Annotated in this window: 19 protein-coding genes; 11 read left to right on the top strand and 8 right to left on the bottom strand. The window is 68.0% G+C overall.

What is annotated here, in order from left to right:
* Positions 1-86: 86 nt before the first annotated feature.
* Positions 87-2,096 carry a ComEC/Rec2 family competence protein gene (locus ACFFU4_RS06175; RefSeq protein ID WP_377068227.1) on the top strand — a complete coding sequence of 670 codons (2,010 nt, stop codon included), beginning with the start codon at positions 87-89 and terminating at the stop codon, positions 2,094-2,096.
* Here ACFFU4_RS06175 and lexA read toward each other — a convergent pair.
* The 4 genes from lexA to ACFFU4_RS06155 all read right to left on the bottom strand — a co-directional run bounded on the left by lexA (position 2,090) and on the right by ACFFU4_RS06155 (position 6,247).
* The gene (gene lexA / locus ACFFU4_RS06170) at positions 2,090-2,794 is read right to left on the bottom strand and encodes a transcriptional repressor LexA (protein WP_377068147.1); all 705 of its coding nucleotides are present in this window, start codon (positions 2,792-2,794) and stop codon (positions 2,090-2,092) included. The two genes, ACFFU4_RS06175 and lexA, sit on opposite strands and share 7 nt — an antisense overlap.
* 75 nt (positions 2,795-2,869) lie before the next feature.
* Positions 2,870-3,517 (bottom strand): response regulator transcription factor, encoded by a 648-nt coding sequence (locus ACFFU4_RS06165; protein WP_377068145.1) that lies wholly within the window; start codon positions 3,515-3,517, stop codon positions 2,870-2,872.
* Entirely contained in the window at positions 3,514-4,935 is a 1,422-nt protein-coding gene (locus tag ACFFU4_RS06160) for a cache domain-containing protein (RefSeq protein WP_377068143.1), read from the bottom strand. Before ACFFU4_RS06160 ends, ACFFU4_RS06165 begins: the two co-directional genes overlap by 4 nt.
* 49 nt (positions 4,936-4,984) lie before the next feature.
* Complete coding sequence (locus ACFFU4_RS06155) at positions 4,985-6,247, bottom strand: SulP family inorganic anion transporter (RefSeq protein WP_377068141.1); 1,263 nt, start codon at positions 6,245-6,247, stop codon at positions 4,985-4,987.
* A 190-nt stretch (positions 6,248-6,437) separates the two neighbouring features.
* Here ACFFU4_RS06155 and ACFFU4_RS06150 point away from each other — a divergent pair, with 190 nt between their 5' ends.
* From ACFFU4_RS06150 to ACFFU4_RS06130, 5 genes are all read left to right on the top strand, one after another.
* Positions 6,438-7,520, top strand: a complete 1,083-nt coding sequence (locus ACFFU4_RS06150; protein WP_377068139.1) for a TRAP transporter substrate-binding protein — start codon at positions 6,438-6,440, stop codon at positions 7,518-7,520.
* Between the two features lie 109 nt (positions 7,521-7,629).
* On the top strand, positions 7,630-8,520 hold the full coding sequence (locus tag ACFFU4_RS06145) for a TRAP transporter small permease subunit (protein WP_377068137.1): 891 nt from the start codon (positions 7,630-7,632) through the stop codon (positions 8,518-8,520).
* Between the two features lie 15 nt (positions 8,521-8,535).
* The gene (locus tag ACFFU4_RS06140) at positions 8,536-10,887 is read left to right on the top strand and encodes a TRAP transporter large permease (protein WP_377068135.1); all 2,352 of its coding nucleotides are present in this window, start codon (positions 8,536-8,538) and stop codon (positions 10,885-10,887) included.
* Positions 10,888-10,990: 103 nt separating this feature from the next.
* Positions 10,991-11,713: a c-type cytochrome gene (locus ACFFU4_RS06135; RefSeq protein WP_377068133.1), complete on the top strand. Its 723-nt coding sequence runs from the start codon at positions 10,991-10,993 to the stop codon at positions 11,711-11,713.
* A 75-nt stretch (positions 11,714-11,788) separates the two neighbouring features.
* A complete protein-coding gene (locus tag ACFFU4_RS06130; RefSeq protein ID WP_377068131.1) occupies positions 11,789-12,385 on the top strand; it encodes a NapC/NirT family cytochrome c in 597 nt (198 codons plus the stop codon).
* Positions 12,386-12,414: 29 nt separating this feature from the next.
* On the opposite strand, the gene ACFFU4_RS06125 is transcribed toward ACFFU4_RS06130, so the two are convergent.
* Positions 12,415-14,022: a peptide chain release factor 3 gene (locus ACFFU4_RS06125; RefSeq protein ID WP_377068129.1), complete on the bottom strand. Its 1,608-nt coding sequence runs from the start codon at positions 14,020-14,022 to the stop codon at positions 12,415-12,417.
* Between the two features lie 42 nt (positions 14,023-14,064).
* The gene (locus tag ACFFU4_RS06120) at positions 14,065-15,066 is read right to left on the bottom strand and encodes a Hint domain-containing protein (RefSeq protein ID WP_377068127.1); all 1,002 of its coding nucleotides are present in this window, start codon (positions 15,064-15,066) and stop codon (positions 14,065-14,067) included.
* Positions 15,067-15,275: 209 nt separating this feature from the next.
* Between ACFFU4_RS06120 and ACFFU4_RS06115 the strand changes: the two genes are divergently transcribed.
* A complete protein-coding gene (locus ACFFU4_RS06115) occupies positions 15,276-16,055 on the top strand; it encodes an SDR family oxidoreductase (RefSeq protein WP_377068125.1) in 780 nt (259 codons plus the stop codon).
* Positions 16,056-16,296: 241 nt separating this feature from the next.
* On the opposite strand, the gene ACFFU4_RS06110 is transcribed toward ACFFU4_RS06115, so the two are convergent.
* A complete protein-coding gene (locus ACFFU4_RS06110) occupies positions 16,297-16,755 on the bottom strand; it encodes a GatB/YqeY domain-containing protein (RefSeq protein ID WP_377068123.1) in 459 nt (152 codons plus the stop codon).
* A 154-nt stretch (positions 16,756-16,909) separates the two neighbouring features.
* Here ACFFU4_RS06110 and carA point away from each other — a divergent pair, with 154 nt between their 5' ends.
* A complete protein-coding gene (gene carA, locus ACFFU4_RS06105) occupies positions 16,910-18,058 on the top strand; it encodes a glutamine-hydrolyzing carbamoyl-phosphate synthase small subunit (protein WP_377068121.1) in 1,149 nt (382 codons plus the stop codon).
* A gap of 94 nt (positions 18,059-18,152) precedes the next feature.
* Positions 18,153-20,090, top strand: a complete 1,938-nt coding sequence (locus ACFFU4_RS06100; RefSeq protein ID WP_377068119.1) for a glycosyltransferase — start codon at positions 18,153-18,155, stop codon at positions 20,088-20,090.
* Here the strand turns inward: ACFFU4_RS06100 and ACFFU4_RS06095 are convergent.
* Entirely contained in the window at positions 20,031-20,675 is a 645-nt protein-coding gene (locus ACFFU4_RS06095; protein WP_377068117.1) for a GntR family transcriptional regulator, read from the bottom strand. The two genes, ACFFU4_RS06100 and ACFFU4_RS06095, sit on opposite strands and share 60 nt — an antisense overlap.
* A gap of 106 nt (positions 20,676-20,781) precedes the next feature.
* Here ACFFU4_RS06095 and ACFFU4_RS06090 point away from each other — a divergent pair, with 106 nt between their 5' ends.
* Complete coding sequence (locus tag ACFFU4_RS06090; RefSeq protein ID WP_377068115.1) at positions 20,782-21,426, top strand: pyrimidine 5'-nucleotidase; 645 nt, start codon at positions 20,782-20,784, stop codon at positions 21,424-21,426.
* 93 nt (positions 21,427-21,519) lie between these two features.
* Positions 21,520-21,726, top strand: a complete 207-nt coding sequence (locus ACFFU4_RS06085) for a hypothetical protein (RefSeq protein ID WP_377068113.1) — start codon at positions 21,520-21,522, stop codon at positions 21,724-21,726.
* The last annotated feature ends 28 nt before the right edge of the window (positions 21,727-21,754 follow it).

Raw genomic sequence — 21,754 nt, 5'->3', positions numbered from 1 at the left:
TTAACCTTTTCTTAAGGGATGTCGGGCGAGAATGCCGCCTGTCTATCGGCCCGCCGGGAGGGAGACAAGTGGCACGCATCCCGGAGATGATCGAGCGCGGATGGCTGCGTCAGCGCGGGGCGCTGTTTCCATGGGTGCCGGTCCTGCTGGCCTGCGGGGTCGGCCTCTATTTCGCCCTGCCGGCCGAACCGCCGGGGGCGATGCTCGCCGCCTGCGGGGCGATTGCGGCGGCCCTGCTGGGGCTGGCGCTGTGGCGCGGGCGGGAATGGTCGGGGCCGCTGGTCTGTGCGCTGGCGGTGCTGCTCGCGGGGGTGGCCGTTGCGGGGCTGCGCACGCATCTGGTGGCGGGGCCGGTGCTGGGCTTTCGCTATTACGGGCCGGTGGAGGGGCGGATTGTGGCGATCGACCGCTCGGCCTCGGATGCGCTGCGGATCACGCTCGACCGGGTGGTGCTCTCGCGGATGGATCCCGAGCGGGTGCCCCGGCGGGTGCGCCTGTCGCTGCACGGGGTCGCGGCGCAGGATGTGGCCGACGTCGCGCCGGGGCTGCGGGTGATGACAACCGGCCATCTGGTGCCCCCCGGCGGGCCGGTCGAGCCGGGTGGCTTCGACTTCCGCCGCCACGCGTGGTTTCAGCGGATCGGCGCGGTCGGCTATACCCGCGTGCCGGTGCTGGCGCTGGCCCGGGCGGCGGGTGCGCAGCCGCTCTTTCGCACGCGCATGGCGCTGGCCGGTCATGTCCGCGAGCGTCTGCCGGGGCAGGCCGGGGCCTTTGCCGCCGCGATCATGACCGGCGACCGATCGGGCCTGTCGCAGGACACGCTGGAGGACATGCGCCTGTCCAACCTCGCGCACCTGCTGGCGATCTCGGGGCTGCACATGGGGCTGCTCGCGGGGTTCGTCTTTGCCGCCGCGCGGCTGGTGCTGGCGGCGGTTCCGCGGGTGGCGCTGGTCTGGCCCACCAAGAAGATCGCCGCCGCGCTCGCGATCCTCGCGGGGGCGGGCTATCTGGGCCTGTCGGGGGGCAACGTGGCCACCGAGCGCGCCTTTGTCATGGTTTCGGTGATGCTGGTGGCGGTGATGCTCGACCGCCGCGCGTTCAGCCTGCGCGCGGTCGCGGTGGCGGCGATCATCGTGCTGGTGCTGCGGCCCGAGGCGCTGCCGGGCCCCGGTTTCCAGATGTCGTTCGCCGCCACGGTGGCGCTTGTCGCGGTGTTCGGCTGGCTGCGCGACGCGCAGGTGCCGATGGGGCCGCGCTGGCTGCGCCCGGTGCTGGCGGTGGTCGTCTCGTCGGCGGTGGCGGGCGCCGCGACCGCGCCGGTGGCGGCGGCGCATTTCAACCAGCTCGCGCAATACGGCCTGCCCGCCAACCTGTTGAGCGTGCCGCTGATGGGCGTGCTGGTGATGCCCGCAGCGGTGATCGCGGCGCTGTTGCTGCCTGTTGGGCTCGACGCGCTGCCGCTGTGGGCGATGGGGCTGGGGCTCGACTGGATTCTCGGTGTCGCGAACCGGGCCGCGGGGCTGGAGGGGGCGCGCATACCGGTGGTGGCACCCGGACCGGCGGTGCTGCCGGTGATCGCGCTGGGCGCGCTCTTCGTGGTGCTGTGGCAGGGGCGGGCGCGGCTGCTGGGCCTGGTGCCGGTGGCGGTGGCCGCGGGGCTGTGGACGCAGGCCGAGCGCCCGGCGCTGCTGATCGCCGACAGCGGCGGGCTGGTGGGCGTGATGACCGGGGCGGGCCGCGCGCTCAACAAGCCGAGGGGCGGCGGGTTCGTGGCGCGCAACTGGCTGGAGAACGACGGCGATCCGGTCGCGCAGGAGGAGGCGCACGCGCGCTGGCGCGACGATCTGCTGGCCCCCTTCGCGGTCAGCGCGCGGCCTGGCCGCGCCGCGGCGCGCGGGCCGCTCGATTGCGCGGGGGCGAAAATCCTCGTGCTGACGGCCGATCCGGAGGGGCCGCCCGAAGGCGGCTGCCGCGTCGCGTCTCCGCGCACGCTGCGCGAGACCGGCTCGCTGGCGTTCGCCGCCGACGGCACGCCGCTGCCGGGCGCCGCGGCGCTGGCAGGGCGGCGCCCGTGGGCCCCCGCGACGGATCAGTAGGTGCGGATCAGCCCGACGAGGCGGCCCTGCACGCGCACCATGTCCTGCGGCAGGACACGCGGCTCGTAGGCGGGGTTGGCGGCCTCGAGCACGATGGTGTGCCCGCTGCGCCGGAAACGCTTGAGCGTGGCCTCCTGATCCTCGACCAGCGCGACCACGATGTCGCCGTTATCGGCCACCTGCGTTTCGCGGATGATGACCACGTCGCCGTCATTGATACCGGCGTCGATCATGGAATCGCCCTTGACTTCGAGCGCGTAGTGATCGCCCTGCCCCGAGATCATCCCGGCGGGGACGCTGATATTGTGGCTGGCATGGGCGATCGCCTCGATCGGTGTGCCGGCGGCGATGCGGCCCATCACCGGCAGCGACAGCGCGTCCGCGGTTTCGACCGGCAGGGCGTTGGCGGGGTGCGGCGGGGCGGAGCGGCGATCCCCCTCGACCACGCGCGGGACGAACCCGGTCTGCCCCTGATCGGCGATCATGTCGGGAAGGCGCACGATCTCGATGGCGCGGGCGCGATGCGCGAGCCGCCGGATGAAGCCGCGTTCCTCGAGCGCCGTTATCAGCCGGTGGATGCCGGACTTCGAGCGCAGATCAAGGGCTTCGCGCATCTCGTCAAAGCTGGGCGGGACACCGTCGCGCTGCACGCGCTTGTGAATGAATTCCAGCAGGTCGCGTTGTTTTCGGGTCAGCATCACGGCCTCCGTTCGCACAGGTCGATCACGTTCTACAGGTGTTCCCGTTTTGTGTCAATCCGTTCCGCGCCCGGATCAGATACGCACGCCGGTGCCCTGCAACACGCCATGTTCGAGCGCGTAGCGTGTCAGCCCCGCGGTGGAGGAGATGCCGAGCTTGCGCTTGATGTTCTTGCGGTGGGTCTCGACCGTGCGCACCGAGATATCGAGCGCACACGCGACCTCCTTGTTGGATTTGCCCTGAGCGAGCAGGAGCAGGATGGTCTGCTCGCGGTTGGTGAGCTGTTCGCGCTCGGGTGCCGCGTAGGGCGCGAGCGAGCCCTGCGCGCCGGTGCACAGATAGCGCTCTCCGGCCATCACCGCGTCGATGGCGCGCTTGATCTCGTCCACCGGCACGTCCTTGAGCACGTAGCCCAAGGCGCCGTGGCTGAGCGCCGAAGCGATATATTCGGGGCTGTCGTGCATCGACAGGATCAGGATGCGCGTGCCGGGGCGGCGTTCGAGCAGGATCTCGGCGGTCGAGAGCCCGCCGATGCCCGGCATGTTGAGGTCGAGCAGCACCACGTCGGGGGCAAGCTCTCCGACCTGGTCGATGATCGCCTGCCCGCTGGCGAGCGCGGCGATCACCTCGATATCTTCATAGCCTTCGAGGATGGACTGGATGCCCTCGGTGACCATCGGGTGATCGTCGACGATGACGACGCGGGTGGGAGCGTGGGTCATGCCGTTGCCCTTTTCGTTTCGGGGACCGTCTCGGACTGGCCCTGTGGCGTGAGAAGATGGGTGAGCGGCACGGTGGCCGCGATCTCGGTGCCCTCGGACGTGGAGCGGATCGTGAGGCTCCCGTCGATCTGCTCGATGCGTTCCTGCATGTTGCGCAGCCCGAGCCCGCCGCCCGCGCCGGCGCGCGCGGTGTCGATGCCGCAGCCGTTGTCGGTGATGCGCAGGGTGCCGCCGCTTGCGTGGCCGCGCAGGTCGATATGGACGCGGGTCGCGCCGGAATGGCGCTCGATATTGGTGAGCGCCTCCTGCGCGACGCGGTAGAGCGCGATCTTGGCCTCGTCGTCGAGCCGGTTGCGGAACACCACGGTGTCGAATTCGGTGACGATGCCGGTGCGACGGCCGAAATCCTCCGACAGCGCCTTGAGCGCGGGGCCGAGGCCGAGATCGTCGAGCGCGCCGGGGCGCAGGTCGCGGCTGATGCGGCGCACCTCCTGGATGGCGGTGGAGAGGTGCAGGGCCCCGCGGTCGAGTGTGTCGCCGGCGCGCGCATCTCCCGTGGCCAGCCGCCTGCGCGCGGTTTCCAGCGCGTAGCGCACGCCGACGAGGATCTGGCTGATGCCGTCGTGCAGTTCGCGCGCGACGCGCCCGCGCTCTTCCTCCTGCGCGTCGAACACCCGCTGCGTCAGCCGCTTGAGCTTGGCATCGGCGAGGCGGCGCTCGCGGATGGTGATGAAGAGGCCGGTCACGAACACGAAGACCAGCGCGAGGATCGTCGCCCCGCCGATAAAGAAGAAGGTGCGCTGCACGCGCGTCTCGACCTGCTGGCGCGAGGCGGCGACGGCGGCGATCACGTCGTCGATGAACACCCCCGTGCCGATCGCCCAGCGCCAGTCCTGAAGCCCGATGACATAGGCCACCATCTGCGTGCGCTCGCCGGTCGAGGGCTTGGGCCAGATGAAGCTGTGATAGCCCCCGCCGGAGCGCGCCAGCCGTATGAGCTCGTTGGTGACGGGCACGCCCGACGAATCCTCCAGCCCGGTCCAGTCGCGCCCGATAAGTTCGGTGCGCCTGGGGCTGACGAGGTTGGTGCCGTCATAGTCGAAAACGAAGAAATAGCCGTCCTGCCCGTAGAGCATCGCGGCGAGGATCTGGCTGACCTGTTGCATCGCCTCGCGGTCGTCGGGGGCGGCGCGGCCATAGATGTTGACGAAGGCGGTGCGCGCGATGGAGATGTAATTCTTCAGCTCCGCACGCTTGGCGGCGATGAGCTGCGCCTCCAGCGTTTCGATCTCGCGTTCGGCCATCTGCCGCGACTCGAGCGTCACCACGACCGAGATCGCCAGCGCCGTGAGGATCAGCGGCAGCGTGGCGAGCAGAAAGAGCTTCTGCCCATAGTTGAGGTGAAACCGCGCGGGCATGGCTTTCCGATACGACTCCGCGCGCCGGAAATCCAGTCTTTCGCGCGGCTCAGCGCTCGGGGTCGTGCCATTCGGCCTCGGGGACGTGGCGGCGTCTCAGGCGCAGCGCCAGCCCGAGCGCGACCCCCACCCCGATGGCGAGGGTAAGGTCGGTCAGCACGGTCAGCACCAGGGTGATGACAAGCAGCACCTGATCCGACCGGCGCGCCGCCAGGTGGCGGTGCCAGTGCTGCGGCTCGGACATGTTCCACGCGGTGACGAGCAACAGCCCGGCCAGCGCGGGCATGGCGAGAAACCCCGCGAGCGGCGCGGCAAGCAGCATCACCAGCAGGATGACGAGCGCGTGCACCATGCCGGCCACCGGCGTCCGCCCGCCGGCATGGACATTGGTGGCGGTGCGCGCGATGGCCCCGGTCACCGGCAGCCCGGCAAACAGCGCCGCGCCGGTATTGGCCACGCCATTCGCGATTACCTCGGCATTGGGGCGGGTGTTGCCGCCGATCATGCGGTCGGCCACGGAGGCCGACAGCAGCGACTCCACCCCGGCGAGAAAGGCGATGACCAGCGCCGAGGGCAGCAGTTCGATCATCCGCTGGAGCGTTATCTCCGGTATCTGTGGCCACGGCAGGGTGTTGGGCAGCACGCCGAAGCGCGATTGCAGCGTGTCCACCGGCAGGTCGAGCATCGCGACCGCTGCCGAACAGAGCGCCATGGCCACGATCAGCCCCGGAAAGCGCGGCAACAGACGGCGCAGCCCGACGATCACTGTCAGAGCCACCGCCCCGATCGCGAGTGCGCGCGGATCGAAGGTGTCGCGCGCCGACCAGAGCGCGGCGATCTTGGGCAGGAAGTCGGCGGGCAGGTCGGTCACGGACAGGCCGAAGAGGTCGCGCAACTGGCTGGTGGCGATGATGATCGCGATGCCGATGGTAAAACCGCTGATCACCGCTTCGGGGATGTGTTTCACAAGGCTGCCGGCCTTGAAGACGCCCGCGATCATCATGATGATCCCCGCCATCAGGGTCGCCAGCACCAGCCCGTCATGGCCGTACTCGGCGATGACACCGTAGACCACGACGATGAAGGCCCCGGTGGGCCCGCCGATCTGAACCCGGCTACCACCGAGCGCCGAGATGAGGAACCCGCCGATGATCGCCGTGGTCAGCCCGGTCGCGGGCGGGGCCCCGGAGGCGATGGCGATGGCGATGCTGAGCGGCAGGGCCACCGTGGCCACGGTGATCCCGGCGAGCAGATCGGCCCGGAACAGCGCCGCGGTATAGCCGGGCAGGGTGGTGAGGATCTTGGGCTTCATGGCGAGGTTCAACACCCGCGCCCGCGCGGGTGCAAGGCCGAATCGACGCGGGACGGGGCCACAAAATTCGTGTGACTACGCAGTAATCGGTATTTGCAGGTCGCGAATCGCGGGCTAATGTCCCGACACTCAACGATCCGCGGGACGTCCGGGAGAGAGGCGACCGCATCATACAACCGGGAGGAAAAAAATGGATCGCCGTTCGTTTCTGAGAAATACCGCGCTTGGCGGCGGGGCTGCTGCCGCCTCGACCCTGGCCGCGCCCGCCATCGCGCAGGGCAACCGCACGCTCACCATGGTCACCACCTGGGGCCGCGGCCTTGCCGGTGTGTTCGACGCCGCGCAGCGCGTGGCCGACACCATCAACGGCATGACCGACGGCAGCCTGACCGTGGACGTCAAGGGCGCGGGCGAGCTCGTCGGCGCGTTCGAGGTGTTCGATGCGGTGACCGCCGGTCAGGCCGACATGTATCACGGGGCCGATTACTACTTCGTCGGTCAGCACCCGGCCTATGCCTTCTTTACCTCGGTGCCCTTCGGCATGACCGCGCAGGAGCTGGTCAACTGGTACTACCACGGCGACGGCGCGGGCTTTCACGACGAGCTGGGCAAGATCTTCGGGCTCAAGTCGTTCCTCGCGGGCAACACCGGCGCGCAGGCGGGTGGCTGGTTCTCGAGGGAGATCAAGGGCCCCGAGGACTTCAACGGCCTCAAGTTCCGCATGCCCGGCCTTGGCGGCAAGGCGCTGGGCAAGCTGGGCGCAAGCGTGCAGAACCTGCCCGGCTCGGAAGTCTACCAGGCGCTGGCCTCGGGGGCGATCGACGGGACCGAGTGGATCGGACCCTGGGCCGACGAGAAGGCCGGTTTCCAGGAGATCACCAAGACCTACTATACCGCCGGTTTCCACGAGCCGGGCGCGGGTCTGTCGATCGGCATGAACCGCGAGGTGTTCGAGAGCCTGAACGCGCAGCAGCAGAAGATGGTCGAGATCGCCTGCGCCGAGGCGCACCAGTGGAACCTCGCACAGTTCCTGTCCAACAACGGCGCCGCGCTGCAGCGCCTGCAATCGGCGGGCGTCAAGACGCTGGAATTCCCCAACAGCGTCTGGGACGCCTTCGGCGAGGCGTCGGACGCCGTGCATCAGGAGAACATGGGCGATGACATCTACAAGCGCGTCTATGACAGCTACATGGCGTCGATGGCGGCCTCGTCCTCGTGGATCCAGAAATCCGACGGTGCCTATGTCGCGCAGCGCAACCGCGTGCTGGGCTAAGACCACGGACGTCTAGCAAAGGCCGCAGGCCCCGGCGCATCCGGGGCCTGCGCGCATACCCGGACGGGAGAGGCACCGGCGCGGCGGCGCGCGGGTGCGAGGGGGAAAGATGATCGACGCAGTGCTGTGGTTTTTCCAGAATGTCGCGATGGCCTTCGTCAATCTCGGCTATGCGGTCACGCATCCGGGCCTGTGGCTCGACTGGTCGGACAAGCAGGCCGTCATGCGGGTGGTCTTTTACGGCGGCTCGGTCGAGTTCTTTTTCGTGGTGTTCACCGCCTTTCTGGTGCTGACCGCGCTCGGTATCTGGCGCGCCGGCATCATGTGGGCCTGCGTGCGCGCGCTCGAAGGGTTTGCCAACACGGTGGGCCGCCTTGTGGCCTGGGCGGGGCTGATCATGGTGCTGCAGCAGATCGTCATCGTCTTTATCCAGCGCATCTTTGCGCGGCCCGACATCGTTCTGGGGGTGGGCATCCCGCTGGAGTTCGACATCAGCTGGTGGGCCGAGGAGCTCAAGCTCTACAACGCGATGGTGGTGGCGCTGTGCTGCACCTACACCTTCGTGCAGGGCGGGCATGTGCGGGTGGACCTGATCTATGCACAGGTCCGCCACCGCACCAAGCGCGTGATCGACATGGCGGGCAGCCTCGTCTTCATGATGCCGATGGCGGTGCTGATCTGGATGTATGGCTGGTATTTCCTGTGGCGGCACCTGATCGTGCCCAAGCCGTCGGCCTCTGACGGTATCGACCGGCTGCTGATGAAGGCGCGGGCGCTGCGCTGGAATGTCGAGACCATCGGCTTTAGCCCCAACGGCTTCAACGGGTATTTCCTGTTCAAGGTGCTGCTGGTGTTCTTTGCCGGCATGATCTTTCTTCACGCGATGGCGTTCTTCTGGCGGTCGCTGCTGGAATTCCGCGAAGGGCCGGAGAGCGCCGACAAACATCTCGACCGCGACACGCTGGGCGCGGGCGAAGAAGCCTATGAAGGCACGCATTAAAGGGGCGGGTGAGCCATGCTATTCGGACTTGACGGCGTCGAGATCGGCCTGATCATCGTGTTCCTGTGCCTGTTCGGGGGGATCCTGTCGGGCTTTCCGGTGGCCTTTGCCATCGGCGGTGCGGGGGTGATGTCGTTTGCCATCGTCGCCGGGCTGGACAGCGCCGGGCTGCTGATCCACCAGGCGATCGACACGTCGAGCGATGCCTATAACGCGCTGGTGAACAGCGGCGCGCGGCCCGAATCCATCTCGATCTTCCGATATCCGGAGCTGCCGCGCGTCGGCGAGCCGGTGTTTCCGCGCGGGTGGGAGATGGCGCTCGACCGCAATATCTCTTTCATTGTCAACCGTATCAACGAGCGGGTGCTGGCGGGGGCGGCGATCGAGACGCTGCTGGCGGTGCTGATGTTCGTGATGATGGGCATCACGCTGGAGCGCTCGAAGATCGCCAACGACCTGCTGACCACCATGGCGCGCGTCTTTGGCCCGCTGCCCGGCGGGCTTGCCGTGTCGGTGGTGGTGGTGGGCGCGTTCCTCGCCGCCTCGACGGGCATCGTCGGCGCGACGGTGGTGACGATGGGCCTGCTGAGCCTGCCCACCATGCTGCGCAACGGCTATTCCCCGCAGATCGCCACCGGGGTGATCGCCGCATCGGGCACGCTTGGGCAGATCATCCCGCCCTCGATCGTGATCGTGCTGCTGGGCACGCTGGCGGGCGATCTTTATTCCGTGGCGCAGGAGAACCGCGCGCAACTGGCGGGGTGCAGCGACGCGCTGACCTACCTGGGCGAGCCGGCGGTGGTGTCGGTCGGCACGCTGTTTCAGGCGGCGCTGTTGCCCGGTATCCTGCTGGCGCTGCTCTATGCGCTCTATGCCTTCGGCTACGCGCTGGTGAACCCGTCCAAGGCCCCGGCGGTGCAGCTTGCCGCCAGCGGCGGCGAGCCGCTCACCCGCTCCGAGCGCTTTACCTGGTTCGCGGGCGTGCCGGTGGCGCTGGTCGCGGGTACGATGCTGCTCACGTCGCTGGGCGTGGTCGGCTCGCAGAGCCTGCGGGTGGACAGCTTTACCGACATGGGCGAGACCGCCTCGCTGCGCACCAATGTGAGCGACGAGTGCCGCGCCTCGATGATCGAGCTGCACGGGCAGGAGGCCTGGGATGCGGCGGTGGCCGAGCAGGAGGCCATCGACGAGGCGGGCGGCGTGGAACAGAGCGTGCGGCTCAGCCCCGAGGAGATCGAGACGCTGATCGCCGAAAAGGCGGCGGATGCCGCGCCGATCGGCAGCGGAGTGGCCACGATCATGGTGATGCTGGGACTGGTGCTGGCGCTGGCGCGGGGCGTGCAGCCCTCGGCCCCGCCCGCGCCGCTGCTGGTTGGCGCGCTGGGTATCGTGCTGGGGCTATTGGCCGACATCCTGCTCATTTCGCCGACTATGTCCTCGGGGGCGACATGGCTGATCCTCGCGGTCCCTATGGGACTGGCGCTCTATGGCTGCGCCCATGGCGCAAGGCGGCTGGCGGAGAACGAGCTGATCCGGGTGGTATTCCCGCCGCTGGTGCTGATCGTGGCGGTGCTGGGCTCGATCCTGGGCGGCATCACCAACCCCACCCCCGCCGCCGCGCTGGGCGCGGGCGGGGCGATCATGCTGGCGGCTTACCGCAAGCTGCGCGACCAGGACCGGTCGCCGCGGATCATCCTGTTCTCGACGCTGGCGGTGGTGGTGGCGATTCTCATCGGCATCAATTTCGACCTGCGCATCAACAACGAGGAGGTGAGTTTCGAGAGCTGGATGGCGTTCACCTTTGCCTATGCCGCCTATCTCTACGCGCTGTTCGGCCTGCTTTTTGCCTGCTGGGTGCTCTACTCCGGCGGTGTGCTCAGCCCGGTGGTGCGCGAGACGGCCAAGGTCACGAGCATGGTGTTCACCATCCTGATCGGCTCGCAGCTTCTCAACCTCGTGGTCATCTCGTTCGGCGGCGAGCATTACATCCAGCAATTCCTCAAGAGCTTTGACAACGAGTTCAAGGTGTTCCTGATCGTGATGCTGGTGCTGTTCTTTCTTGGCTTCGTGCTCGACTTTCTCGAAATCATCTACATCGTGATCCCGATCGTCGGCCCGGTGATCTATGGCGGCAGTTTCGATCCGAAATGGGTGACGATCATGATCGCGGTGAACCTGCAGACCTCGTTCCTGACACCGCCCTTTGGCTTTGCCCTGTTCTACCTGCGCGGGGTGGCCCCGCCGGAGGTGACGACCGGCCACATCTACAGGGGCGTGTTCCCGTTCGTGCTCATCCAGGTGGTGGGACTGGCGATCCTGTGGTTCTTCCCCGATATCGTGACGATCCTGCCGGATCTGATGGGGTGAGGCGGATTTCAATGATCTGCATCAACGACAAAGGTGAGCGCAGCGCCTAGCATTTCCCCTGTGGCGCTTGTCCCGGTGGGCAAGGCCGGAGACGCGGAGGGAGATGACGATGGGTCCGGTATCGAACAAGGGATTTGCCCGGCTGGCTGCGCTCGCCACGGGCGTAGGCATGGTGGCGGCGACGGCGAGCCTTGCTGCTGACGAGGGCTCGATCGCCCGCGGCGGCAAGCTTTATGACAAGTGGTACAAGGTGACGAAACAAGAGGCACCAGCCGAGTCGCACAAGCTCTATCCCGCTGATGCGAAATATGCCGAAAAGGCCAAGTCGAACTGGCGCTGCAAGGAATGCCACGGCTGGGATGGGATGGGGGCCGACGGGGCCTATAGCAGCGGCAAGCACTATACCGGCATCAAGGGCATCAACGGCATGAAGGGCGGCGATCCGGCGGCCGTCGTGGCGCTTCTCGCGGCCCCGGAACACGGCTTTGGCGAGTATCTCTATGACGAGGATCTGACCGATCTGGCCAATTTCGTCGTCCATGGGCAGAGCGACTATGCCAACTACATCACCGACGGCAAGATCGTCGGCGACGTCGAGAACGGCAGGCAGATCTACAACACCGTCTGCGCCAATTGCCACGGAGTCGATGGCAAGGAACCCAAGGAAATGCCGATGCTCGGCTCTTTGACCGGCAACCCGTGGGAATTGATGCACAAGGTACTCAACGGCCAGCCGGGCGAGGCGATGCCGGCGCTGCGCGCCCTCGACCACCAGATTGCGGCGGACGTCATCGCCTATATCGACGCGGAACTGCCCGACCAGTGATGGCCCAGGCATGACAAGGACGGACCGGGCGCAGCCTGTGGCGCCCGGGCAGGCATTCCTTTCGGGACACAATACATGATACGGATCGTCAAACGGCTCTGGCACTGGTTTACCCGACCCAGTGTGCTGATCGGGCAGGGGGTGTTACTGGTCATCGGCGGTATCGGGGGCGTTGTCTTCTGGGGTGGGTTCCATACCGCGATGGAGGCGACGAACACATTGGAATTCTGCGTCTCCTGCCACGAAATGCGCGACACCGTCTATCAGGAATACAAGACCAGCGTGCACTACAAGAACGCCTCGGGTGTGCGCGCCGTCTGCTCGGATTGCCATGTGCCGCACGCCTGGGGGCCCAAGGTGGTGCGCAAGATCCAGGCCACCAACGAGCTTTGGCACAAGGTGCGCGGCACCATCGACACACCGGAGAAATTCGAGGCCAAGCGCGAGGAAATGGCCAACCATGTCTGGGCGGTGATGAAGCGCACGGATTCCCGTGAATGCCGCAACTGCCATAGCTTCGAGGCGATGGATTTCGAGAAGCAGGGGCGCCGGTCGCGCGAAAAGATGGAGGTGGTGGCCATGGAAGGCCATGCGCCGGACGGATCGTCAACCTGCATCGACTGTCACAAGGGCATCGCCCACAAGCTGCCCAAGGTCGAACGCGACGATTGACGCCGGTCGCGCCGCCCGTTGGCCGCGCGTCAGACCATCATCTCCTTGGTGGCCGAGAGTGTGATGTCCGGATAATCCCGCGCCACGCGGTCGATGTCCCATTGCAGCCGCGTGAGATAGACCACGTCGCCGTCATTGTCGTGGGCGATATGTTGCTTGTTGGCGGCGATGAACGCCTCGACCTTGTCGTGCGGCCCTGTCACCCAGCGCGCCGAGGTGAATTGCGAGCCCTCGAAGCGCACCGGCAGGCCGTATTCCATCTCGATGCGCGACCCCAGCACCTCGAACTGCAACTGTCCCACCACGCCGACGATGAAGCCCGACCCGAAGGCGGGCTTGAACACCTTGGCCGCGCCCTCCTCGGCGAATTGCATCAGCGCCTTTTCCAGGTGCTTGGCCTTCATCGGGTCGCCCGCGCGGGCCTGTTGCAACAGTTCCGGGGCGAAGGCCGGGATGCCGCTGACGCGCAGGTTCTCACCCTCGGTCAGGGTGTCGCCGATGCGCAACTGCCCGTGGTTGGGGATGCCGATGATGTCGCCCGCCCACGCCTCTTCGGCGAGTTCCCGGTCGGCGGCGAGGAACAGCACCGGGGCGGAGACGGTGATCGGCTTCTTCGCGCGCACATGGGTGAGCTTCATGCCGCGCCGGAAATGCCCCGACGCGAGGCGGAGAAACGCCACCCGGTCGCGGTGGCGCGGGTCCATGTTGGCCTGCACCTTGAACACGAAGCCGCTGACCGCCTCCTCCTCGGGGGCGATCTGGCGGGGGGTGGCGCGCTGCGGCTGCGGCTCGGGGGCGTAGGCGCCGATCCCCTGCATCAGCTCGCGCACGCCGAAGGAATTGATCGCCGAGCCGAACCAGATCGGAGTCATCTGCCCCTCGCGCACCGCCTGCGCGTCGAGCGCGGGCAGTAACTCGCGCGCCATCTCGACATCCTCGCGCAGCTTGTCCAGCAGCGCGGGGGGGACGTGGTCGGCCATCTTCGGGTCGTCCAGCCCGGCGATCTCTATGGTCTCGGCGACGCGGTTGCGGTCGGCGCGGTCCATCAGCTCGAGCCGGTCGTTGAGCATGTCGTAACAGCCGAGGAAATCGCGCCCCTGGCCGATGGGCCAGCTTGCCGGGGTGACGTGCAGCGCCAGCATTTCCTGGATCTCGTCGATGATCTCGAACGTGTCGCGCGCCTCGCGGTCCATCTTGTTGCAGAAGGTGAGGATCGGCAGGTCGCGCATCCGGCAGACCTCGAAGAGCTTGCGGGTCTGGCTCTCGACCCCCTTGGCGCCGTCGATCACCATCACGGCGGCATCCACCGCCGTCAGCGTGCGGTAGGTGTCCTCGGAAAAGTCCGAGTGGCCCGGCGTGTCCACGAGATTAAAGCGGAACTCGTTGAAATCGAAGGACATGGCCGAGGCCGAGACGGAAATGCCCCGGTCCTTTTCCATCTGCATGAAATCCGAGCGGGTGCGCCGCGCCTCGCCCTTGGCGCGGACCTGTCCGGCCATCTGGATCGCACCGCCGTAGAGCAGGAATTTCTCGGTCAGCGTGGTCTTGCCCGCGTCCGGGTGGCTGATGATGGCAAAGGTGCGCCGCCGCGCGATCTCGGGCGGCAGGGCGGGGCGGTTGGGGGGCTGGTCCAGCATGGGCTGCCGTATAGTGGCGCGTCCCGTGGGGCGCAATGGCCCTCAGCGCAGCGAGGCGCGGCGCAAGAGGTCGGCGGCGTCGGGGTGGTCGAGCAGGGCGCGCCCGATCTCGAATTGCAGATGCGCGGGTGTGTCGTGGCCCGCGGTGTCGGGCAGCAGCTCGGCGGGCAGGGCCGAGCGGGTGCGCGGGTCGAGCAGCAGGGTTTCGGCGGCGATGCCCTCGGCAAAGATGATCTGGTGCCGGTCAAAGAGGAGCTGGACGTAATCGACATGGCCGCCGGTCTCGACGCGCACGCTGTCGCCGTTGACGAGGTGACGCGCGCGCACCAGCACCTCGCGCCGCCCGGCCCCGACGGCGTCGTCGCGCTGGTAGATGAACAGGCGGTGATCGGGGCTGACCAGCAGGTCGCCGTCGTTGTTGAGCGCGCCCGCGCGGATGCGCACCGGGGCGAAGTCGCCGATCGCGCGCAGCGTGGTCTGCCCGATCCAGCGCAGCGGCTGCGCGCCATCGTCGCGTGTCAGCACCATGTCGCCGGGTTGCAGCGTCTCGACCGGTTTCTGCGCGCCGGTGGCCATCGTGATCCGGGTGCCGCGGGTGAACGACACGCAGGCCGCCTGTGCGAATCGCTGCCGTGCGGTGTCGCGCTCGACCTGCACCAGCACATAGCCGGTGCGCGGGGACATGTGTGCCAGCGGCATGGCATAGACATTGGCGACGCGCCCCTCCTCGTCAGTCTCGACAAAGATCAGCAGCTCGGCCACGCTGCCGGTGGCGGGCATCAGGGTGAGGCAGCTATCGAGATGCACCGGCGCGCCGGGGCTGCCGATCTCCGATTCGTCGGCCACGCGGAACGGGCCGACCCCCTCCATCACCAGCCCGAGGCGGCGTGCGCGGGCGCGTGGCCCGAGCTCGTAGGTGTCGTCGAGGTCCAGCTCCGCGGCAAATGACAGCGTGTCGCCGAGATTCGCCCCGCTGACCACGCGCAGGTCCGTGGCCTCGAAAACGGTGACGAATTGCGCGGGGCGCGGGGCGGGCGTGGTCATCTGGTGTGTCCGGGTCCTGGTTACGCAGGCGGGCGGTGCCGCGACCGTCCGCGATGCTGGCAAGCTAGGGTATGATTGTGGCACCTTCTGGCCGATTCCGGCAAGAAATCCCGGCACGGCGGCAAAACCGTGCCGGGCCGGGCGCAGGGCCCGCTGGCCATCCTGCCTCCGGCGGTGTTAACTCGCGGTGAACAAAGGAGGGAAACGCGATGGATATGGGAATTCGCGGCAAGAGGGCGCTGGTCTGCGCCGCATCCAGGGGGCTGGGGCAGGGCTGTGCGCGGGCATTGGCCGAGGCCGGTGTCGACCTCGTGATGAATGCGCGCGGGGCCGAGGCGCTGGAGGCCTCGGCGGCAGCGATTCGCGCCGATTTCGGCGTTGCGGTCGCCACCGTGGCCGCCGACATCACCACCGAAGAGGGCCGCGCCGCCGTGCTGGCCGAGGCGGGGGATGTGGACATCCTCGTCAACAATGCGGGCGGGCCGCCGCCGGGCATGTGGACCGACTGGGACCGCGAGGATTTCATCGCGGCGCTTGACGCCAACATGCTGGCCCCGATCGCCATGATCAAGGCGCTGGTGCCGGGGATGATGGAGCGCGGCTGGGGACGGGTGGTCAACATCACCTCGCAATCGGTGAAATCGCCCATCGCCATCCTCGGCCTGTCGAACTCGGCGCGTGCCGGGCTGACCGGCTATGTCGCGGGCACCTCGCGGCAGGTGGCGGGCAGCGGCGTGACCATCAACAACCTGCTGCCCGGCATCCATGCCACCGACCGCGCCGTGGCGCTCGATACCGGCGTGGCCGAGCGCGAGGGGATTTCGATGGAAGAGGCCAGGGCGCAACGCTGCGCCACCATCCCTGCCGGCCGCTACGGCACGCCGGAGGAGTTCGGAGCGGCCTGCGCGTTCCTGTGCAGCACGCTTGCGGGCTTTATCGTCGGGCAGAACATCCTGCTCGACGGCGGTGCGGTGAACGCCACGCTGTAATCCCGGAGTGCCCGCGGCGCGCGGCGGCCCGGCGCGCGCGCCCGGTCTCCGCAGTCACGCTCCAACGTCCTGATGTCGCATGTTCGGGGACCTCAAGGCCGGTTCCTACCCTGTTGCCGTCCTGTAGCGACACGATCTGCCCCTCCCGGGTCACGATCCGGGAGAGGTTTCACGCGCGGTGTCTTTGCCGTCTGTATTGTCGCGTTGCCCGCGGGTTGTGCAGAGCGCTCCGCGCCGCGCGCTACGCGAGCCGCGACTTGACCCGTGCGCCGACGGCACCGAAATCCATCTGCCCGGCGTGGCGCTCCTTCAGCTTGCCCATGATCTTGCCCATGTCCCGGATCGAGGCGGCGCCCACATCCGAGATCGCGCGGTCGATGGCGGCGTCGATCTCCTGCTTGTCGAGCTGACGCGGCAGGAATTCCTCGATCACCGCGGTCTCCGAGCGCTCGCGCTCGGCCAGATCGACGCGCCCGCCCTCTTCATAGGCGCGCACGCTCTCGTTGCGCTGCTTGACCATTTTGGCGAGGATCGCCCTGATCTCTGCATCGCCGAGCGCCGGCGCATCGTCCGAGCCGCGGGTGGCGATTTCCTGGTCCTTGATCGCGGCGTTGATGAGCCGCAGGGTCGCGAGGCGATTGCGGTCCTTGTCCTTCATCGCCTGTTTCAGCGCCTGACCGATCCGGTCGCGTAACTCCATCTGGTCCATCCCCGTGACCGTTTGCAAGACAAACAGCCTAGCGTCTGGGCACGGTCATGACAACCGGCCCGGCGGCGCGTGGTGGTGGGTTGACCACGGTGGGGGCGGGCCGTATGGATACGCCGATTTGCCCGCAGCCCGGAGAGCCCCCGCGATGGCCCAAGCGTCCAGACCCCGCCCGACCGCCTGCCTTGCGCTGGCCGATGGATCGCTGTTCTACGGGCAGGGTTTCGGCGCTATCGGCGAGACGGTGGCAGAGCTGTGCTTCAACACCGCGATGACCGGCTACCAGGAGATCATGACCGACCCGTCCTATGCCGGGCAGGTCATCACCTTTACCTTTCCGCATGTGGGCAACGTGGGGGTGAACGCCGAGGATGACGAAACCGCCGAGCCGGTGGCGGCGGGTATGGTTGTCAAGTGGGACCCGACGGAGCCGTCTAATTGGCGCGCCGGGGAGCATCTCTCGACATGGCTGGCGCGGCGCGGGCGGATCGCCATCGGCGGTGTCGATACCCGCCGCCTGACCCGTGCGATCCGGCAGCAGGGCGCGCCGCATGTGGCGCTGGCGCATGACCCGTCGGGAGAGTTCGACGCCGCGGCGCTGGTGGCGCGCGCGCGCGGCTTTGCCGGGCTTGAGGGGATGGACCTTGCGCGCGATGTCTCTTGCCGGCAATCCTACCGCTGGGACGAGATGCGCTGGGCCTGGCCCGACGGATACAAGCGGCAGGAAGCGGCGCGCCACAAGGTGGTGGCGATCGACTACGGCGCCAAGCGCAACATCCTGCGCTGTCTGGCAAGCGCGGGCTGCGAAGTGACGGTCATGCCCGCCACCGCCACCGCCGAGGAGGTGCTGGCGCAGTCGCCCGATGGCGTGTTCCTGTCGAACGGCCCCGGCGATCCGGCGGCGACGGGCGACTACGCCGTTCCGATGATCCGGGGGGTGCTGGACAAGGGGTTGCCGCTCTTCGGTATCTGCCTCGGCCACCAGATGCTGGCGCTGGCGCTGGGCGGCAAGACCGTCAAGATGAACCACGGGCACCACGGGGCGAACCACCCCGTCAAGGAGATCGGGACCGGCAAGGTCGAGATCACGTCGATGAACCACGGCTTCGCGGTGGATGGCCAAAGCCTGCCCGACGGGGTGGTCGAGACGCATGTGTCGCTGTTCGACGGCTCGAATTGCGGCATCCGGCTTGAGGGACGCCCGGTCTTTTCCGTGCAGCACCACCCCGAGGCGAGCCCCGGCCCGCAGGACAGCTTTTACCTTTTCGAGCGGTTCGCGGCCTCGATGGCCCGCTGACCCCTGGATTTTCCGGCGCGTTAACCACCCGTTAAGCGTTAGTTAACCTTCCGCCCGCTAGCCTTGCCGCAGGGACAGGCAGCGGAGGCCGGGCATGGGGATATCCGAATTGCGCGAGGGCGGTTTCGACCGTGGAACGGGGACAGTGCCGTTCCCGCGCGACGGGCTGGGCCGCGATCTCGTGCGCCGCGGCGTCATCAGCGGAGCGGACGCCGCGCTGGCCGATCTCGTGCGGCGCCGCTGCGACACCTCGCTCGACCGGGTGCTGCTGTCCGAGGGGCTCGCACGCGAGGAGGATCTGCTCGCCGCCCATGCCCGCCGACTCGAGGCGCGGCGGATCGATGCGGGGACGCTTGCCGCGATGGCCCCTGTCGAGACCGGGCTCGATCCGCGGGCGCTGCTCCGCCACGGCGCGCTGGTGTTGCGCGATGCGCAGGGCGAGCCCCGGATCGTGAGCGACGGAGCCGAGAGCCTCGCGCCGCTGCGCGCGGCGCTTCCTGCCGATCTCGCGCGGGCGCGCAACCTGGTCGCGCCGCGCGCCGCCGTGCAGGCGCGCATCGCCGAGCTCCACCGCGACGCGCTGCGCGACATGGCCGCCGCCCGCCCCGACGAGAGCGAAAGCTGCCGGGGCTGGGGGGCGCAGGCGCGCGCGCGGCTGCGGTTGACCTGTGCGGCGATGGCGGGGATTTGCGCGCTGTGCATCGTCTTTCCGGTGGCGGTTTTCGGCGTGCTGGCGGCGTGGGCGGTGCTGACGCTCGTCGTCGCGGCGGGGCTCAAGATCGCCGCCTTCGTCGCCGCCACGGGGACCCCGGGTGTCGTCCCGCCGCTGCCGGTCCCCGGCGTGCCGCTGCCGCGGGTGTCGATCCTCGTGCCGCTCTTTCGCGAGACCGAGATCGCGCATGCGCTGGTGGCGCGGCTCACGCGGCTGACCTACCCGAAATGCCTGCTCGACGTGATCCTCGTGCTGGAGGAGGAAGACCGGCTCACGCAGGAGACGCTGGCCACCATCGACCTGCCGCCCTGGATCCGTCCGGTGATCGTGCCCGACGGGCAGCCGCGCACCAAGCCGCGGGCGATGAACTATGCGCTCGATTTCTGCGAGGGCGAGATCGTCGGTATCTTCGATGCCGAGGACGCCCCCGACCCCGATCAGATCACGCAGGTGGCGCGGCGTTTCAAATCCGCGCCGTGCGACCTCGCGTGCCTTCAGGGGGTGCTTGATTATTACAACCCGCGCCAGAACTGGCTGGCGCGCTGTTTCACCATCGAATACGCCACCTGGTTCCGCACCATGATGCCGGGGATGGCGCGGCTGGGGCTGGCGCTGCCGCTGGGAGGCACGACGCTCTACATGCGGCGCGATGTGCTGGAGAGCCTGGGTGGCTGGGACGCGCACAACGTGACCGAGGATGCCGATCTGGGCTTCCGGCTTGCCCGCCACGGCTGGCGCACCGGGATGATCGGCTCTGTCACCGAGGAAGAGGCCAATTGCCGCCCCTGGGCCTGGGTCAAGCAGCGCTCGCGCTGGCTCAAGGGCTACATGACCACGTATCTGGTGCACATGCGGTCGCCGCGCCGCTTGCGCGCGCAACTGGGTGCGCGGCAATTCTGGGGGTTCCAGGCGCATTTCGTCTCGGCGGTGAGCCAGGTGTTGCTGGCCCCGGTGCTGTGGTCCTTCTGGCTGGTTCTGCCGGGGCTTCCGCACCCGCTGGACGGGGTGTTGGCGCGCGGTACGATGGTGGGCATCGGGGTGCTGTTCCTGACCGTTGAGGCGATCAACATGCTGATCCACGCGCAGGCCGTGTCGGGGCGGCGTCACCGGCATCTTGTTGCGTGGGTGCCGACCATGCATTTCTACGCGCCGCTGGCGGCGGTCGCGGCTTACAAGGCGCTCTACGAGCTGATCTTCAAGCCGTTCTTCTGGGACAAGACGGCTCATGGCCTGTCGGTCGCGGCGCGCGGGCGGCGGCGTTCAGACGGTGGTTTTGATCTCGCCGGAATCAAGCTTGAGCCGGGTCACGAAGGCCTTTGAGATATGATCGCGCAGCGCCCGTGCGGCGGCCTCGCCGTCGCGGGCCTCGATCGCGCCGACGATGGCGTCATGCTCGGTCAGCGCGTCCTCGCCCCGCCCCTCCGCGGCGAGCGAGGTGGTCGCCAGAAGCGCCATCGAGCGGTGCACGAGATCGAGCTGTTGCACCAGAAACCGGTTGTGCGAGGTCAGGTGGACCTGCTTGTGAAACCGCCGGTTGGCGCGCGCCATGTCCTGCGGGCGACCGATCAGCGCGCGGTCGTCCTCGACCATATCGCGCAACACGCGCATTTCCTCGGGGGTGGCGTGCATGGCGGCGAGCCGCGCGGCCAGCCCCTCGAGTTCGGCGCGCACGGTGTAGAGCTCCGAGAGCTGGTTGTAATCGAGCGAGGCGACAATCAGGCTGCGCCCGTCGCGGGTGAGCATGGATTGCGTCTCGAGCCGCTGGAGCGCCTCGCGGATGGGTGTGCGCGACACGCCGAAGCGTTCGGCCAGGTCACTCTCGACCAGCCGGTCGCCGGGCTTGAACACGCCGCTGTCGATGGCCTCGAGGATCAGCGAATAGGCGTCGGTACTCGGCGGTTTCATGGAGAGGCGATCCTTTTGGCCATGGAACCGGCAGCTTACGCGCTTTGAGGGCACGATCAAGCCCGCCCGATTGCGCGGCTTGTCGTGTTGGCCTATACGCGGGGCCATGGCAAGGCAGCATTTCACCCATGTCACGACATGGGTCTTTGATCTCGACAACACGCTCTACCCGCCGCAGGCGCGGCTCTTTGACCAGATCGAGGCGCGCATGACCGCCTTTGTCATGGCGTTCCTGCGGGTGGACCGGGCCGAGGCCGATCGCATCCGCCACGACTATTGGCGCGAGCACGGCACCACGCTGGCGGGGCTGATGCGGCGGCACGATCTCGACCCCCGGCCTTACCTGCGCGAGGTGCACGACATCTCGCTCGATCATCTCGACCCCGATCCGGGCCTCGCGGGCGCGATCCGCGCGCTGCCGGGGCGCAAGATCGTCTATACCAACGGCTCGGGCGACTACGCGGGCCGGGTGGTGGCGGCGCGGGGCCTCGGGGGCGTGTTCGACGCGGTTTACGGCGTGGAGCACGCGGGCTTTCGCCCCAAGCCCGAGGCCGGTGCCTTTGCCGCCGTGCTGGAGCGTGACGGGTCGGAGGCGGGGCGCGCGGCGATGTTCGAGGACGACCCGCGCAACCTCGCGGCTCCGCACGCGATGGGGATGCGCACTGTCCATGTCGCGCCCGCGCCCGAACCGGCGGCACATATCCACCACCACACCGACGATCTGGGCGGCTTTCTCGCGCGGCTGGTCTGAGCCTGCGCACCTGCGGCGAGACGTCCCTTTGAAGGGGGCGGATGCCCGGCTTACCTGATTTTCACATGCAACATTTCCGTGAAAGGACCGACGATGACCGCGACCGACACCCATGCCGCACCGCAGGCGACGACCGATGCCGAGACCATCACGGTGCTGCGCATCCTGCTGAGCGTGGCGGTTTTCGTCGCAGGCTGGGCGACGAGCGTTGCACTCTGGGGCGTTCCGGGGCTTTATATCCCCGCACTGGCGCTGGTACCGGTCGCGTGGGGAATGCTGATCGTCATCTCGCGGGGCTGAGCGCGGAACTGCGGTGGCAAAAAGGGGG

The sequence above is a fragment of the Roseovarius ramblicola genome, assembly GCF_042430665.1.
GTDB lineage: Bacteria > Pseudomonadota > Alphaproteobacteria > Rhodobacterales > Rhodobacteraceae > Roseovarius > Roseovarius ramblicola.
The sequence above is the reverse complement of the archived record's forward strand: the minus strand, read 5'-3'. Positions and strand labels throughout refer to the sequence as shown.